The organism is Bradyrhizobium sp. CCBAU 53351 (assembly GCF_015291745.1).
Lineage (GTDB): Bacteria > Pseudomonadota > Alphaproteobacteria > Rhizobiales > Xanthobacteraceae > Bradyrhizobium.
This window is the reverse complement of record NZ_CP030060.1, coordinates 137,486-153,468: the sequence shown is the minus strand read 5'-3', so window position 1 is coordinate 153,468 and position 15,983 is coordinate 137,486. Positions and strand designations below refer to the sequence as shown.

Below are 15,983 nucleotides of genomic sequence, written 5' to 3'. Positions count from 1 at the left end.
AGCAGCCATTAAATCAAAACGCCAATTGCCTGGCTTCGCGAGCCACTCTGATACCGGAGCAAGACCTCATCGTCCGTTTCGATTTGAGCTGCACACTCCGAGCAAGCGTTGGTCGAGCGCTGCACATCGCACTCAATCTGCTGCCATTTCTGGCTCGCCGCCGAACGCTTGGCCCACACGACCCGCGCCTCAACAACCGCCGCCTGGGCCTGCTGTTGAGCGATGCGCGCTTGCTCAAGCACCTGGCGTGCAGTTGCGATCTCAGCTGTGAGGCGTCCAATGACGAGATGAAGCCTACGGTCGAGTTCGGTGACGCACATCCTGTTAGACGATGCGAGTTCTAAATAAAGTTCAGCTTCGAGGCTTGCGCGGCGTTTCTCGGCGCTGGCGGCATTCTTGGAAGCTTTCTCCATCGCTTTAACCGCAATTTGGCGTTCGGCTTGCGTATTGGATAATTGACGAAGCGCACTTCGCTCCCTCATGTCCTTCACCAGCCGCAATTTCGACGCTTGGCTGGGATTCAGTCGGTAAGACGCGACATCCACGTGATGGCCTCCTCAAAGCTGGACGGTTCATCCTGCCCCTGGCGCAAGAAATTCCGCAAGTCCTCGATCGACGCGATTGCTCGGTCGGTCAGCGGATCGCCCCCTGGCTTGTACTCACCGACCTTGATCAAAAATTCGGCCTCATCATAGCGCGAAAGAAGATCTCGAAAGAAAGAGGCGGCCTTTCGATGTGACACAGAGACGACCGCATCCATCACGCGACTTCGGCTCGACAACACGTCGATGGCCGGAAAATGCTCTCGCGATGCGAGCGCGCGTGAGAGAATGATATGACCATCGAGAATACCGCGCGACTCTTCGGCGATTGGATCGCCTGTCCCGTCACCTTCGACAAGTACGGTATAGAAGGCCGTGATCGAGCCCTGCTCGCCCATACCGGCACGTTCCAACAGAGCCGGCAGCAGCGCAAAGACGGAGGGAGGAAAGCCTCGCCGCGTCGGAGGTTCTCCCGCGGCTAGGCCGATTTCACGCATCGCGCGGCTGAAGCGCGTCAACGAATCCATCATGAGAACGACCCGCTGTCCCTGATCACGAAAGTACTCGGCGAGTGCCGTCGCCGTATGAGCACATTGCGCGCGCTCCATTGCCGACCGGTCGGAGGTCTCAACGACAGCGATCGTCCGATCGATGGCATTGCCAATATGGCGCTCGATGAATTCACGCACCTCACGTCCGCGCTCTCCTATAAGCGCAACGACGGTGACCTCAGCGTCCGCGCCTTTAACAATCTGCGACATCAGCGTCGACTTGCCGCAACCAGCGTCTCCATAGATTCCGATCCGTTGGCCTTCGCCACACGTCAGAAGTCCGTCGAGCACGCGGACGCCGAGCGGAAAAGGCTGCTCGATCCCCCGCCGCCTCATTGGGTTGGGTGCCCTGCCGCGTAGGGGACGAGTGTGGGTCGTCTTTATTGGCCCCTTCCCGTCGAGCGGACGGCCGAAGCTATCGATGACGCGGCCCAGCAAATCGGCACCGACCGCAACTTCCTGCATTCGCCCGGTCGGAACCACTTCCGCACGGCTAGACATGCCTACCATGTCGCCGATTGGCGTGAGCAATACTCCATCCGGCAGCAGACCGACCACCTCCGCATCAAGTGACCATCCCGTACTGTGATCCTGCAATAGGCACAGCTCCCCAACGTGGGCCCCGGGCAGCACGGCATGGACCAAGGTGCCGACGGCTCGGGTGACTCGTCCGCGCACAGCACGCGTATCGACATGCTTTGCCGTAGATTTCAGAGATGATAATGCTGCGTGCACCGCGCCTTCAGCAGCCGCATTGCCATAGCTTGGCCTTTGGGAAGTCATTGTTCGTCCTCCTGAACAGGCGGAGCAAGGGCGAGGCGCAGTGTGCGGAGCTGCGCGGCAAGTCCTAGATCGACATTACCAAACTCACTCCACAAAACGCATTGGTCCGGCGTTAGAGCCGGGTCCGGATCAATTCTGACCTTCGGACGCCCATGCGTTCCATGGAATGACGCGAACTCGCATGTCATGGCATCGACGTTCACAGGAGACACATGAAGGCGCAATTCCGCACCGCCATATCTTTGCTCGATAGCGTGACGAACCGACCTCACTAACATCTCGCCCGGATCGAACGAGCCCACCAAGTCGTTCAGGACCTCAATGACAAGTTGTGGCAGCTCCTGTTCCAGCACGGCTTTTCGCCGCGCCAGCTCAGAAGCAGCTCGAGCAACCAGCCGCGCCATTTCGTCCGAGCCTGTCTTCAGGCCTTCGGAGTGCCCGCGCGCCTGCTCGCGATGATAAGCGTTCCTTGCCCAGTTGCGAACCTGCTGTAGATACCGCTGAGCTAGCGCGCGCGTCTGTACCACATCGCACCAGATCCCAAGTTCCGAGGCTGGTATGACTGGACCCACCGGACGTATCTGCGGGCGTTCTGGCAATGCTGGCTCACCCGCGGTCATGCCGGCCGTGTCTCTGCGGCCAAATGGGTCATCACCAAAGACATCAATTGGCCCGCGGCTTTGTGATGTTCGGCGGCTGGACTCTCCGCGGCAGTCCCGACAGGCAAGCAGAGAAGCACGCGCGTACGGTCGAGTTCTGAGGCTCGCTTGAGGAAAGCGCCAAGGCAGGCATATCCGTCATGTGCAATCCGCTGCGAAAGTTGCTCCGGATCGACAATCAATTGGGTTTCGACGGCGCTGGATACATGTCGGATAGCGAAAGCATGTGCTTCCGCACCAATATTTCCGATCAGTGGAGCAAGATCATGCTTTGACACCAGCTTCAGTACCGAACGGGCATGCCAAATGCCGCCAGCGAGCAATGCCGCACGATGCGGATCATGCCCAAGCAAAGCGCCCCTTCCCCAGCTACTTCCCTTCAAGACCAGTTCACTGCCTAGGAGCAGTTCGACTAGTCTTTCCTGTAGTCTGGGAGTTTTCTGCAGTTGCAGCACTGTAGACGCCGCCAGCGACGCATCAAGACGTTCAGCAAAACGGCTTGGATGGATTATCGCAGCAAGCTCCCGCGGCCGACCGGAATGTTGGTTGAGCAAATGATTTGGTTCGTTGGATGTCATCGTTGCGGACATTGCATTCGGCCTATCTCGCATCGGAGTTCCGCTTTTTGCCAGCGGCTAGGACGGCGGGCATACTCGCCGCTGTGTCAATATTCGGCACTTTCCGCCAGAATTGACCTAGCTGGCGCACACGTGTGCTCAGCAGCACGTAAGATAGAATGCCGACCGCGGCGCCGACACCCCCGACCACGATCGCAAGAAAGGTGGCTGACGTGAACTTGGTCGGGTGGATCGAAGCAGCTGCTGGTGCAGAGAACATCTCATGCTGCGCTCGCTCAACCGGCACGAAAACGACGGCCACCTTGTCGTATGATAGTCCTTCAATGCCATTGGCGACGAGCATCTTGATTTGGGGCAACAAGGCTGAGAGGTTCGCATTGGAACCATGTCGAATGAAGACCGACGCCGAGGACGGGGTCGCATCCTGTCGCAAAAGGTCGTTCTTCGGCAAGACAACATGAACCCGGGCGGAGAGAACCCCATCGATATCATTGATTGTGCGCGACAATTCTTCGCTTAGGGCATAAACGTAACGAGCGCGCTCCTCAACTGGGGACGCAACCAGGCCGGATCCCTTGAACACCTCCCCAAGATTCTTAAACACCTGGCGCGGCAAGCCCTGGCCATTCAGCAGTTCTATCGAAACGGCCAATTGCTTTTCTTCGACCTGAATCGTGCTGCTACCGTCCTTAGCGACAACACGGACTGCATCGACACCCTTACTAAGGAGAAGGGCAAGCATCTCGTTGGCTTCACGCTCCTGAACTTTCGTATAGAGATCGGCCTTGCAGCCGGCTAGCAACAGCACAAGCGGCAATAGGAGAACGGCATGCACCTGCCTTCCAGAAGTCGCGCCGCGACCGATCTTTCTTTGCGCGAAAAGAACCATCAACCGCCGCTCAGCCCGCTGATAGCAGCTTATTCAGAGATGAACCGACGGCGCCAGCACTCTTGGAGATGAGCGAAACCTGAATGACGCCGTTGTAAACATCCCGCAGATTCTGCAACGTCGACTCGAAATTGTCGGCACCTTCTGGTTTTCCGATAACATGGACATCGACTCCGTCCAAGCGCGAGATAGGCCGCGCGGCGGGCCCAAGCTGGACGCTCTTCGAAGGGCCCGGCTCGCCGATCGAAGGGAGTCCGGTCGAAGGATATGGTTTGCCTAAGTGCGCTCCAAAAAGATTCTGCAGAATGCGATCGCCCAGTGGACCTGTCTGCGCGACTGCACGCTGAACCTCCGGTACAGGTGGCGCCAACGCGCTGTCGGCCACCAAAGAGGCGGCGCCTTGTTTCGATGCCGCCTTTGCAAGATGCTCATGAAAGTTGCCCGGCGCCGATGAACACCCCTCGGTGAGACACTCGCCGAGGTTGGCAGAGATCGGCATCGCGCCAAACATCACGGAAGGAATCATTGCTCTCGCGTCTATTAGCTGTCGTTGCCGGGAACGGCTCGGCACCCTAGCGAGCCGAGCTGACCAAAACCTGACGTGGATCAAGAGCTACGTCATCCAAAAATCACGATTGGCTTCCAATTTGCGACGAAGTTCGTCTTCCAACTTTGGAAGAGTACCAGCGCATGACCGCCTGGAATACTCAACCACACCACGAGGCTGCACACGTTGAAGAACATTCTAATTGTTGGTGTTTTCATCTCCTTGAGCGCGGTTAGGGCGCTCGGCGCCACTCTAGAGCTGCCATCCACGCCTTATACTTACACAGTTCTGGATCAGGATCTCGCGGCCGCACTGCAGGAGTTCGGCAACAATTTGAATATTCGAATCAATGTCAGCACCCATGTAAAGGGGCGGATTCGCGGGCGCATGCCGGATCTCGCGCCGCGAGATTTCCTCGAACGCGTGACCACTCTTTATAATCTTCAGTGGTACTATGACGGGCTGGTGCTGTACGTATCCGACGCGCACGAGGCGGAAAGTCGCCTGCTTGTCTTAAACCCGGTCACTTTCGATGCATTCAAGGCGGCACTCGATGCACTCAAAATTTCCGATGAACGCTACGTCGTGAGAGCCGCACCGGAAGATGGACTGGTCTTCGCTTCTGGTCCGCCTCGCTTCATCGCGCTCGTCGACCAAATGCTCAACGGCCTAGTGGCGGAGGCCCAGGCGCGACGAACTCTTACGACAACCGCAAAGCCGGCGCCCGCGTCGGTCTTGATGTTGTTTCGGGGCTCCTCAAGTACGGTTATTCGTGATGGACGACCGGAGGGACCTGTTTTGCCCGAGGCGACGCATCAAGATAACGTGGCTCACGCGCCCGGCCCAAGCCAGAGATGAATTGGACAGCAAAAGTCGCTTACAACGGCGCTCAATGCGGTCGCGGCTTTCTTTGTGAGCATGTTGAAAGCTGATGCTGTCGGCATGAGAGCCCGAGACCTAGACGGTGATGCCTTCAACTGGAAAGGTGGGCAGCATCATTCTTGCGCTGGCTACGGCTTTAGCTCCACTCAACGATCGACGATCTCAACCGTTTGAGTACATTTGCCGGCAAACGGTGACTGATCCCATAATGCTTCATGGCGCTGACGGAGCAGACGCTAACCCTCTCGTAACGGGCCGTAAGCGCGCCCACTCGCCATCGCCAGACGACGCGGCAGTATCATTTAATTTTGTTGCACGAACCCGCGCCGATCTTCCGCGGATTGCAGGCCCGAGTTCCCATTTTTGCCATCTGCCGCGTGAGGACGCGACGGAGTGGCAGACACTTTTGGGGGGATGCGGGTATTGCGCAACACCGCATTCATGTCCGTTCGCGCATTCCGCTGAGCGCCGTCAGCTTCTCGAAAGCTAACTCCCGCTACTATAAAAGGGGGTGAATATCTAGCAGGCAATGAGCCTGTTGATCGGGACCTGAGCACTGGACGCTCACTCAGCCGCCGGGAGCAGCCGCCAGGAGTTGTTGGATCTGCCCATCAACACTTGGTGTTCGTCGCGAACTCGGGCTGCACGGTGTGACAGGACGGTGGCGCAATCTCACAGCACAGGATGTATAATGTCAGTCAACAACCTATCCCTCGCCGCCAACTCGAACGTGGCTTTGTCCGGGCTTGCCCCCGGGCTCACTCCGGCGCAAGAGCTGTCAAGTTTCGAGGCGGTGCTTGCGAGCTACGCCTTAAATGACACGACCGGCGATCATTCCGCACCACAGGATTCGGCCTCGGAGTCGACTAAGAACCTGACGGAGGAGCTCATACAGCTGACGGGGAATATCGTGCCACCCGACGTTAGGGCTGCATTGGACGCAGAAGCGTATAGCCAGCCCCCGCAGTCAACCTCTGCTGCGGCCTCCACTGCGATTGCAGCGGCGCCAGTACCCAGCTCACGGATTACATGGAACAGTGGCACTCTGACTGACACCGAGTTGCAGATTGTGTCGGTGCTGAACCGTCATAAAGATAAATGCCCCCTAGATTGGAAGTCGCTCGTAGATTTGGCGACGGACCCCTCCACACCGCCGGATCTGAAGACGGCGATCGAAGCATTGCAGCAGGATCCGGAGCTCTTCTATGCGATAGGCTCACAAGGCGATGGCCGCTGCGGGGGGACAATCAAGGCAGGAGATCTCTCCGGCTTCTCCGATCATCACTCACAAGTGGCTGCATTCCAGGAGCAGCAGGCGCGGCGCTACGAGCATAACTACGTTCCGTCGGACGGCACCGGAAACGGCCAGCCCTGCGTTATGACCCAGACCGACGCACTGCGTGAGCTCTATCGCTATTCTGATAATTTGCCCAAGAACCTGAGCCTCGCGGATTTCAGGCAGATCGTTGATGGCGAGGCTAAAACGGGTAAATGCCCACCTCAGGTTCTCGCAGCCGCGAGATACTTCCTCAATCATCCAGAGGAATGGAAACAGTTGTATGGCGGCTCGGTAGATAAGGTCCACAAAGAGGACTTCTTGCAGATGGCTTCGTCATCGATGAACCTCACGCATGCCGAGTTGGATACGCTAGGTACGATCAATAAGAACCAAGCGGCTTTTTTCGGGAAGGGTGACCTGACCCGGGAGACGCTCACTAGTATGGTCGATGACAAGAGTCTCGCCCCGGACGTGCGAAAGGCGGCCTCCCAGCTGTTGTCGGATCCTCTCTTGTTCGGATTGCTGAACAACTCGATCACAGGCTACAAGACCCACCACAAGTTCTTCGACTTCGGCGGCGGCCATACGGTCGATTCCGGCAACATCAGCAGTAACGATTTCACCCATTTCTTCAGCAACATGTCCGGCGCGAACCGCACCGCTCACCAATTGAAGCAGCACGCTGTTCAGCCGGCTGCCGACCAGGCGGCCGTCAAGGACATGATGACGGGCGTGGCGGACCAGCCGGACGTCAAGTCACCCAAGAAAAACGGAGGTGCCTTCATGCACGCCTTTGATGAAGTGCTCAAGGTGGGCTCCAACGTGCTTGACTGGGCTGCGACGGCAGTTGGTGTACTCGGCTTCATTCCAGGTTTGGGGGAATTGACCGATCTCGCGTCAATGATACTCGAGAGCGAGGCGCAAGCAGCAAATCTTCTGCACACAGCCATCACAGGCGGCAACATAAAGCAGGCGCTGGAAGAAGCGGGACTCAATCTTGCGGCACAGGCGGTGGGTTGTATCGGCGGCCCGGAGGTCAAACTAGCCATGCGCGAAGGCTTGACGAAGCAGGCAATTCAAGAAGCCGCGACGGCCGGCGTCAACCTTCCGGTCTCGATGGCACAATCTTACGCGGAGGACTATTTGAACTCCCTAAAGGAGCGGATTGAGTCCGCGGACATGCAAGCTGCAGGCGTTTACAGCTAGTCAGAGTGACTTGGGGCTCTCGGCTCACAACTGCGTGGCTAGACGAGCTTGCGCAGCCCTCGTGCGGTTGGGTCTCCACTCCAAACCGGTAGGGGCTCGCAAGCTTTGCCAGCATGTTCGAGCTCCTTACCCACATCCGACGACTTTGCTTCGCCGGTTTTCACCATGGCCCGCTTTATGTTTGGCTGGACTCGACCGGTGCTTCGAGAGCAGCCCCAAATGCGGCACGTCGTCGCAACAGTTCGATAGGCGGCCGTCCGGTTCCAACAGCCGACGCTGAACTTGTCGACTTTCTTAACACCGGGACAGAACGAGATGATGTCGACGAGAAGGCACACGCCGCACTGAGATGCGCAATAGGGCAGAACGAATGAGACCAAGGGCGACCGCTCGAGGCTTGCCCTTTGCCCGCTCAGCGGGAAAGTGCTCGATGACGCTGAGGGCTTAGCAGACTTGGCGGATTTGCCTTGACGCTCTAATCGCTTCAGCACGCTTAACATTCCAGGTCGTGTTTGATCCGATCTAGGCACATCGCCGCCTGCGCTTGGCAGGGAGAAATGTCTTAATGCCTTACCTGATGGAGATGCCGCCGGCGACGGCGAGCGGGACGTTATAGCATCTCGGCCTCAAAGCCTGATGATCAACGAGACCGCCCGATCAACCGGCTTCATAACATGATCGTCTTTCTTGGTGCCAACTGTCTGATCTCCACACGTGGCCGATGCACCAATCACGTCGAATTCGTTAATCCGCCAAAACCGGTTGAATTTCTGAGATCCGTCAGCTTGTCGAAAGCTAATGCTCGCACAGTGAGGAAAGCCACGACGGCATGACCACCTTGACATAGGAGACGCCTTTAATGCGCATTCCGAGTTCAAGCGCCACTGCGCGCGTTGCTCCTGACTTCCATGCTGCTCGTGGTGACAAGAACGGCTCCCGCACACCCGACGACAATGACAATCATGGTCAATCGCCTGGTACAAGCAGCGCTGGAAATGGCACGTCAACTCCGGACAGTAGCTCGCAAGAGGCCGCGTTGCGCCAAGCATTCAACGCCGCTCTCGGAGCCGCGGCTGTCCAAATGGCAAGTAATGCAATGGCTCGTTTCCATGAGGCCATTAGCGAGGAGGATTCCTGACGCCGGATGTTGCGGCGTCGGGAAATAGGAGCCGCCAGGAGCGGCGACACCCGAACACACAGGAGAACAATATGCCTTCTAAAATTGGTGCGACTACTGCCTCGGTCGCAGGGGGGGCCGCTGGCACCGCTACGGCCGCAGTTGGTGCTGCAGCTGCTGAAGTCACCGGAGACGCCGCTTGGCACGCCCAAATCGCCGCTCTGACTGCTGAAACCACCAAAGCGACTGAGAGGGATGTGCAACTTCGCATCGTTTCAACAGAGCTCACGACGATCAAGAAGGTCGCCGACGAGCGGGTGCAGTAACGGAGGAGGTGGGACGACGTCGTCGTTCCACCTTTCTTCGCCTGCGTAAGCTGCAAAGCTCGCAACGAGCCGTACGGCTCTCTCGCTGTTCAGGAGACCGTCGACCGTGAATGAACCACACTCCCTGCATTTCGAGGTGCTGTCGGGGCTTTACTCCGGGCTGACCGGCAAATTGGGCTTTGGATCGAGCCTGATTGGTAGCGACCTGGATGCTGACTTGGTTTTCATCGAACAAGGGCTCGAACGTCATCACTTTCGTATCACCCCCCATCACAATTCGATTGAAATCGAGCCTCTTGCGCCGCAAGTAAGGATAGAGGGACAACGGGCACTTCTCCCGAACGAGCGCGTTGCTGTTTCTCTTCCCGCCGTCATCCATGCGGGCGAGATGTCCATCCGTTGTTCCATAGAGGATTCCAAACAAGCTGGCTCCATCAGCCGCTGGCTCGGATCGACCGCGGTACTCGCCTCTGTCCTGATCAGTTCCGTCGCGGTCGGCGCCGTCTCAACGAGTTTCGTCGAGACGGACAGCGCTGTTGACGTGAACGCCGACTTGCACCGTAACGTCGACGTTGCACCTAAGCTGGCGCCCAACGCTCCTGATGCTCCGACCGCCGAAGCAGCTGCCACACGGCTGCAAGAGGAAGTTGATCGAGCGGGCCTTTTTGATATCAAAGTCCGATCTGAGCCGGGTGTTGTCGCTGCTGACGGTACCGTAACGCGCGCTTCTCTCCCAAAGTGGCGGGAAGTTCAAGAATGGTTCGATCGCGATCGAAAGGACGCATATGTTCTCGTCAATGCAGTCGCCATCAGGGAGGAGAAGACGCCGTCCTCGATTTCCGTCGAAGCCGTTTGGCGAGGAAGTGAGCCATATCTGGTCATCGCTGGTCAAAAGTATTTCGTGGGCGCGCTGTTGAATAACGGATGGACCGTCAATGGGATTGAGGAACGACGTCTGCTGCTGAGCAGGAACGGCCGGCTTGTTGCCCTCCCCTATTAGAGTTTCAGCCCGCGAATAAGGAGGAAAGACTCATGACTAGGCTGTCTGAGCATTCGCTTGAGCCCGGCGCCTCTTTTGAGGAGCTCAAGGTCGACGACAACCCACCTGCTATTACGCCGGCGACTGCTAGAGCCACGGAATCCGCAATCGAGAGAACTCATGCAAATGGTGGCAAGAGCTTCGCGATTTTCCAGGATGATCCCCCGCAAGATCTGCCTGTTGTCTCCGCGATCGTAACCGCACTGGACCTTACCTCTATTGATCCCGTTTCGCGCGTCAATGTCAACGAGGCGCGCGGCGAGATTGGTGAGATCAAGCCAGGCTCAGAACTTGCTTGGCTTAATGGTCCCAGTCTCGCGGACAACCTGCTCTCCTTTGTCACGCCGCGCCTATTTCATTCGCATGTTTTGCGCCCAGAGAAGCAGGGCATTCTTCTCGAGCGTTTGGCCGATACGCTCTCGGCCGCGCCAGAGAGTTCGGTGTCTCGTGAAGACCTCGCGATTGTGCAGTTGGAGCTGCGACGGTTAATTCTGCTCCGGCAGAATGACAACGGTTTAATCAAAGGCTAGCAATGGCCGCGCCTGACGGAGAGCAACACCTCACACCTGCTCCGCCGCCACACTTATCACGTGCCGGTGAGGTTTTGCACATCACAAGAAGGGAGCGTGATTTGCTCTGCGCGCTTTCGTATGTCCATCTTGCCTGCGGTCAGAGCGCACAGAGCCTGGCTCTGTTGCAAATCGTAGCTCACGAACATTCTTACGACGTCGAGCTGCTCCGCATTCTGGTCTACGCTCTGATCTCGGAGGGCCACGGTGACGACGCATTGGCGGCACTGGACAGGTTAGACAAGCTTGACGACGACCCGTCTTCGCGCCTGCCTTTGATGGTCTTGCGCAGTCATGCGCTTCGTCAGGCCGGCCGCATGGCCGAGGCACGCGCACTCTTCAAGAGCTATGTTTCATTGCGGAGCGCTGCTCCAATCAAACAATAACAGGCTTCTCATGGCCAATACCCTGCATAGTCTCATCGTGCGCGCACCAGCTAACCCAGATTTGATGGTCGCGTTGATGCTTCTTCTGGCGATCGGAATGATGATCATGCCGATCCCGATCGTATTGATCGACATGCTGATCGGCTTCAACCTCGGCTTTGCCATACTGCTGCTGATGGTGGCCCTGTATCTCAAGACGCCGCTTGACTTTTCGTCCTTGCCAGGCGTCATCCTGATCTCGACCGTCTTTCGCCTAGCGCTTACCGTCGCGACGACGCGGTTGATTCTTGCGGAGGGGGATGCCGGCAGCATCATACATACATTCGGCGATTTCGTTATATCCGGCAATATCGCTGTTGGCATCGTCATATTCCTCATTGTGACCATGGTGCAATTCATGGTTCTCGCCAAAGGCGCAGAACGGGTCGCAGAAGTGTCGGCGCGTTTCACGCTCGACGCGCTTCCGGGCAAGCAGATGGCAATCGACGCGGAACTGCGCAACGGGCACATCGATCAGAACGAATCTCGCCGTCGGCGAGCGGCGCTGGAGCAAGAGAGCCAACTTCACGGCGCTATGGATGGCGCTATGAAATTTGTGAAGGGCGACGCCATCGCCGGGCTCATAGTTATCTGCATTAACATGCTGGGCGGCATCACAATCGGCTTGCTCTCCAAGGGCATGCCCCTGGAGGAGACGCTGCATCAATATACGATCCTCACCATAGGTGATGCGCTAATTTCGCAGATCCCGGCTCTGCTGCTGTCAATTACGGCTGCAACCATTGTCACTCGTGTCAATGGTCCTTTGCAGCTCAATCTGGGTGGCGATATTGTCAGCCAACTGACGGCCAGCACGCAAGCGCTGCGGTTGGCCGCCGGCGTCCTGATTGTGATGGGGCTCGTACCGGGTTTCCCTTTGCCTCCGTTCATCATGCTGGCCGTACTCTTCGGCGCGGCGAGCTTTGTCAATGTTGGCGTGCAGCGCGCCAAGAACGCCGCCAAGACGGAGGTCAGTAGCGCCGGTACGCCTCAAGCTCCATCGCAGGGTCAGAAACAGACCTTGCCTGCAGAGGCCCTTCCAATCGCGCTGTTCCTCGCACCAAACCTTGCAGGTGCAATCGACAAAGAGGAACTCGAGCAGGCAATCGTGCGAATATCGACACTGGTCTCATCTGATCTTGGTATCACAATTCCGCGCATACCAACCAAGATAGACCAGCTTTTACCTGAATCGCAATTCAGGGTAGACGTTGAGGGAGTGCCCGTTGGGCGAGATTTTGTGGATCCGACGCAACTCATGCTCAACGACGACGTAGCGAATATTGAATTGAGCGGTATCCCCTTTCGGCAAGACGTAGAGACAAATCGGATTTGGATCGAACAACTTCATGCGCCGGCTCTCAAAGCAGCCGGGATAGGGTATCACCGTCCGAGCGAAGTCGTCGCCTTGCGCGTCCAGTCGACATTGATGCGCTATGCACAGCGCCTGGTGGGCATTCAGGAGACCCGACAATTGCTGGGCCGAATGGAGCAGGAATATGCCGATCTGGTGAAGGAGGTGCTGCGCACGATGCCGGTTCCCCGGATCGCCGATGTCCTGCGCCGCTTACTGGACGAGGGCATCCCAATTCGCAACACTCGCTTGGTCCTGGAGGTGTTGGCAGAATGGAGTGAGCGCGAACAAAATGTTGTGTTGCTTACCGAATATGTTCGCTCCGGTCTGAAACGGCAGATCTGTCATCGCTATGCCAACGCCCACCGTGTCGTGGCAGCCTTTATCGTAGAGCGCCACACCGAGGATATCGTGCGCGGTGCGGTGCGCGACACCGCCGTGGGTCCTTATCTCGTTTTGGACGATTGCGATAGCGAGATGCTGCTTTCGCAGTTTCGCAAGATCCATTCGAGCATCGCACGCGGTCAGAGCCAACCCGTCATTCTGGGTTCGATGGATATCCGGCGTTTCGTCCGGGGTTTTCTCACCCGCAACGGGATCGACCTTCCTGTTCTTTCGTATCAGGATCTCGCTGCGGATTTTACGGTTCAGCCGATTGGATCCGTCAAGCTAGAGGCTTCACAACATAAGACTTCCCCAGGAGAGCGTCGTGACCCGATCGCCGCAACCAGCTAACAAAGGCACAGCAGTGGTCGTGAGATAGCAGTTGAATTTATGTAAAATGAATGTCTGGCGGCGGTTGTTCTCACTTGATCCGAAGTTATACTCAGCCATCCTCGCTCCGCTTGCCATTCTGCTACTCGGAGGCTGCGCGAGCTCGCCTAAGCCCAGTCCTTCATCGCAGCAAGAGACCGCTCCAGAACGCTAGGCGACAAGGATATCGATCCTGCTATGCGCGACCGCATTGCCTACGCTCTCCAAGCGGACGCTGACGAGGAGACTTTTCGCGAAACGTTGAAACAACAACCGGGCAAGGTCAATGCGGCGATTCCTCTGGCGCGTGCCCTGCTGGTGCGCAAGCGCCCGGATGAGGCGCTTGATGTCCTCGACAAGGTCTTGCTCGCGGTCCCTGCAGACCTGCGCGCCCTGAATTGCGAAGGGAGTTGTGCTTGACAGTGAAGGACGTCACCGTGAAGCACAAGCGCTATATCGGCAAGCTCTCGCAACGACCCTCGATAATCCGATGCTGCGCAACAACTTAAAGCTGTCGCTCGTACTTAATGAGAAGGCCAAAACAGGAAGCGCGAGCCTACAGCAGTTTTAGCCGCCCATCAGGGGGCGCAATCTCGCTAGCGCCGTTGCTCGCTAACGATACATTTCCTGCAGGGTTTGGTAGGTTGAGCACGGCTCAGCCTGCATCCGCTGGGGTCCTTTTTCGGCTAACGGGTTAGTCGCGAGTCAATGTGCAGATGCTCTCTTATCCCCGAGGCTTGGGATTGCGTGTGCTGGTTCTGACACTCATGTCTGTCTTCCAGCGACCTAGTGTATGCGATGGAGAGAGCATTTGCTGGTTTTTCTCTACAGCAACGCCGAAGAAACATTACGCACGACGCAAGCAATTCGCATTGCTTGTCGCACCGGCCGCCGACGAACAACTTGATGGTATGCTCAGCACGAGGTGGCTCGACATCTCTCCAGATTTGGCGTCTTCGATCGAAACGGCCGAAGACACACCATCAGATTCGCTCCTCAAACGGAAATCACTTTGGACCGTTCTGATGGTGGACATTGGCGCACACCGCGACTGGGCTGGAAACCGGCACGATGACGCGTGGCCCCCATGGCGTCAATCCGCGAATGATTCCTCCTCTCCGGATGCAAATGGAAAGCCCCGGCTCGAAGCCGGGGCTTTTGTTGAGCTATCATCGCCGCGCAACTCTCATAGACCACGGTGCGGTTGTTACCAGGGATCTCATCCGGTCAAAGCGGTCGGCTTCGACCCGCCGAGGACTCAACGTAAGCCGACAATGTCGACTTACGTTGCTCCACCGCCCGCCGCGACACGAACGCTTGCAGATCCGCGCTACATAAAGTCACCGTCCTCGTCGGAATCTGCTGCAGCTTCAGTATCACTGTCCGCTTTGGAGAGATAGCGCCGAGAACTAGTTGCACGTTGCCATTCACCATCGCTGTTTAGCTCCCACTTTCCGGACTGGGTGGGATCGAGCACCATGTCGTCCTCATCCACTTCAACGAACCCCATTGCTTGCGCGCGGGCTTTCGCTTCTGGATTAGCAGGACGCCAATTCACCAACGGTCGTTCGCCGTCTTGCCGAAGTTGGTGCTCGAGCAGAATATCGCCAGCATTCGTGACAAGCGGATGAGCCACCTGAAAGTCGACAACTGAGGTGACTTCACTTCTTCCGGGGAACTGGTCTCGCCACCTACCGCTTTCGAACTCAGTCATGCTGAATCCGCGTTCAGTCCTTTGCAGGCCGACGCTCATATTTCCTAACTGGTAGCTGTAGTATCGGGCGTCCTCGGAATCTCTTCTGACGGCGTACTTCTCGGCAACCTCTACCGTGCGCCTTGCTCTTTCAGATACAAGCTCAGAGTATTCGTGAGGATTGTTGGCGATTCGATTGATAGCTTCCCCATGATAGTTCCGCGCCTCTCTCCTGAATGTCGCTTGATCGATCTCAACCACGGGTGGCCTTGCAAGGAGGGCATATTGCGGATGCGAAGATGAGCTGCCGGCCGAATCTTGCAACTGCATTCTAGCGAACGCGTCCGCGAAGTCTTGGCTTTCGCAATTCGAATGCTCCGCATCTTGCCGATAATAAGTTTCGTTCTCGGAAAAATTGTTGATTCGACCGTACATGATGAGCACTCTCCTATGGTTCACATGTCTTGCATTGTGTCGGGCCGCTGACCAACCCACTCGTAGACCCCTAAGCTGTCCATACTCTGACACCAGCCTATAAATGGAAGGGACCTGCTGCTGCGCGGTGCTGGTCAGCGAGTACAGTTTCGGCGCCATGCCTCGGAACCGGTTGATGAGCGCCGTAACGAACAGGCCTCGCCTCCGCTAGGGCGAGGACCTTCCGAATAGAGTTGCATCATCCAAGCTCGCTCCTCCTCAGCATAGGATTAAATCAGACAATTCCCCTCTGACGATGTCGATTCGGGAGAAACAACAGGCTCTAGATCGAGATCTTACTTGGCCTGTTTGGATCG

At 57.1% G+C, this 15,983-nt stretch carries 15 protein-coding genes; 8 read left to right on the top strand and 7 right to left on the bottom strand.

Annotation, left to right across the window (positions count from 1 at the left end; all coding sequences use genetic code 11):
• Positions 1-8 precede the first annotated feature (8 nt).
• The 6 genes from XH83_RS35715 to XH83_RS35690 are packed head-to-tail and all read right to left on the bottom strand — an operon-like array spanning position 9 to position 4,528.
• Positions 9-545 carry a hypothetical protein gene (locus XH83_RS35715; RefSeq protein ID WP_128955093.1) on the bottom strand — a complete coding sequence of 179 codons (537 nt, stop codon included), beginning with the start codon at positions 543-545 and terminating at the stop codon, positions 9-11.
• Positions 521-1,876, bottom strand: coding sequence for a type III secretion system ATPase SctN (gene sctN, locus XH83_RS35710; protein ID WP_128929717.1), 1,356 nt, complete (start codon positions 1,874-1,876; stop codon positions 521-523). The genes XH83_RS35715 and sctN overlap by 25 nt, the downstream gene beginning before the upstream one ends.
• On the bottom strand, positions 1,873-2,496 hold the full coding sequence (sctL, locus tag XH83_RS35705) for a type III secretion system stator protein SctL (protein WP_128929718.1): 624 nt from the start codon (positions 2,494-2,496) through the stop codon (positions 1,873-1,875). Before sctL ends, sctN begins: the two co-directional genes overlap by 4 nt.
• On the bottom strand, positions 2,493-3,125 hold the full coding sequence (locus XH83_RS35700; RefSeq protein ID WP_232995592.1) for a nodulation protein NolU: 633 nt from the start codon (positions 3,123-3,125) through the stop codon (positions 2,493-2,495). Before XH83_RS35700 ends, sctL begins: the two co-directional genes overlap by 4 nt.
• Before the next feature lie 10 nt (positions 3,126-3,135).
• The gene (gene sctJ / locus XH83_RS35695; protein WP_128929719.1) at positions 3,136-4,002 is read right to left on the bottom strand and encodes a type III secretion system inner membrane ring lipoprotein SctJ; all 867 of its coding nucleotides are present in this window, start codon (positions 4,000-4,002) and stop codon (positions 3,136-3,138) included.
• Between the two features lie 10 nt (positions 4,003-4,012).
• A complete protein-coding gene (locus tag XH83_RS35690) occupies positions 4,013-4,528 on the bottom strand; it encodes a nodulation protein NolB (RefSeq protein WP_232995593.1) in 516 nt (171 codons plus the stop codon).
• A gap of 207 nt (positions 4,529-4,735) precedes the next feature.
• On the opposite strand from XH83_RS35690, the gene XH83_RS35685 reads away from it, so the two are divergent.
• The 8 genes from XH83_RS35685 to XH83_RS39955 all read left to right on the top strand — a co-directional run bounded on the left by XH83_RS35685 (position 4,736) and on the right by XH83_RS39955 (position 13,919).
• Positions 4,736-5,407, top strand: coding sequence for a nodulation protein NolW (locus tag XH83_RS35685; RefSeq protein WP_128929720.1), 672 nt, complete (start codon positions 4,736-4,738; stop codon positions 5,405-5,407).
• Positions 5,408-6,122: 715 nt separating this feature from the next.
• Entirely contained in the window at positions 6,123-7,916 is a 1,794-nt protein-coding gene (locus XH83_RS35680) for an HrpF/NolX family T3SS translocon protein (RefSeq protein ID WP_128929721.1), read from the top strand.
• A 1,209-nt stretch (positions 7,917-9,125) separates the two neighbouring features.
• On the top strand, positions 9,126-9,359 hold the full coding sequence (locus XH83_RS35675; RefSeq protein WP_128929722.1) for a hypothetical protein: 234 nt from the start codon (positions 9,126-9,128) through the stop codon (positions 9,357-9,359).
• Positions 9,360-9,465: 106 nt separating this feature from the next.
• Entirely contained in the window at positions 9,466-10,359 is an 894-nt protein-coding gene (locus tag XH83_RS35670) for a hypothetical protein (protein ID WP_128955094.1), read from the top strand.
• Between the two features lie 32 nt (positions 10,360-10,391).
• A complete protein-coding gene (locus tag XH83_RS35665) occupies positions 10,392-10,928 on the top strand; it encodes a hypothetical protein (RefSeq protein ID WP_128929724.1) in 537 nt (178 codons plus the stop codon).
• Between the two features lie 2 nt (positions 10,929-10,930).
• Complete coding sequence (locus XH83_RS35660; RefSeq protein WP_128929725.1) at positions 10,931-11,353, top strand: histidine kinase; 423 nt, start codon at positions 10,931-10,933, stop codon at positions 11,351-11,353.
• A gap of 10 nt (positions 11,354-11,363) precedes the next feature.
• Positions 11,364-13,481, top strand: coding sequence for a type III secretion system export apparatus subunit SctV (gene sctV / locus XH83_RS35655; RefSeq protein ID WP_128929726.1), 2,118 nt, complete (start codon positions 11,364-11,366; stop codon positions 13,479-13,481).
• A 216-nt stretch (positions 13,482-13,697) separates the two neighbouring features.
• Positions 13,698-13,919 (top strand): tetratricopeptide repeat protein, encoded by a 222-nt coding sequence (locus XH83_RS39955; RefSeq protein ID WP_232995594.1) that lies wholly within the window; start codon positions 13,698-13,700, stop codon positions 13,917-13,919.
• A 910-nt stretch (positions 13,920-14,829) separates the two neighbouring features.
• Here XH83_RS39955 and XH83_RS35645 read toward each other — a convergent pair.
• Positions 14,830-15,627 carry an effector protein NopP gene (locus XH83_RS35645; RefSeq protein ID WP_276575808.1) on the bottom strand — a complete coding sequence of 266 codons (798 nt, stop codon included), beginning with the start codon at positions 15,625-15,627 and terminating at the stop codon, positions 14,830-14,832.
• Between the last annotated feature and the right edge of the window lie 356 nt (positions 15,628-15,983).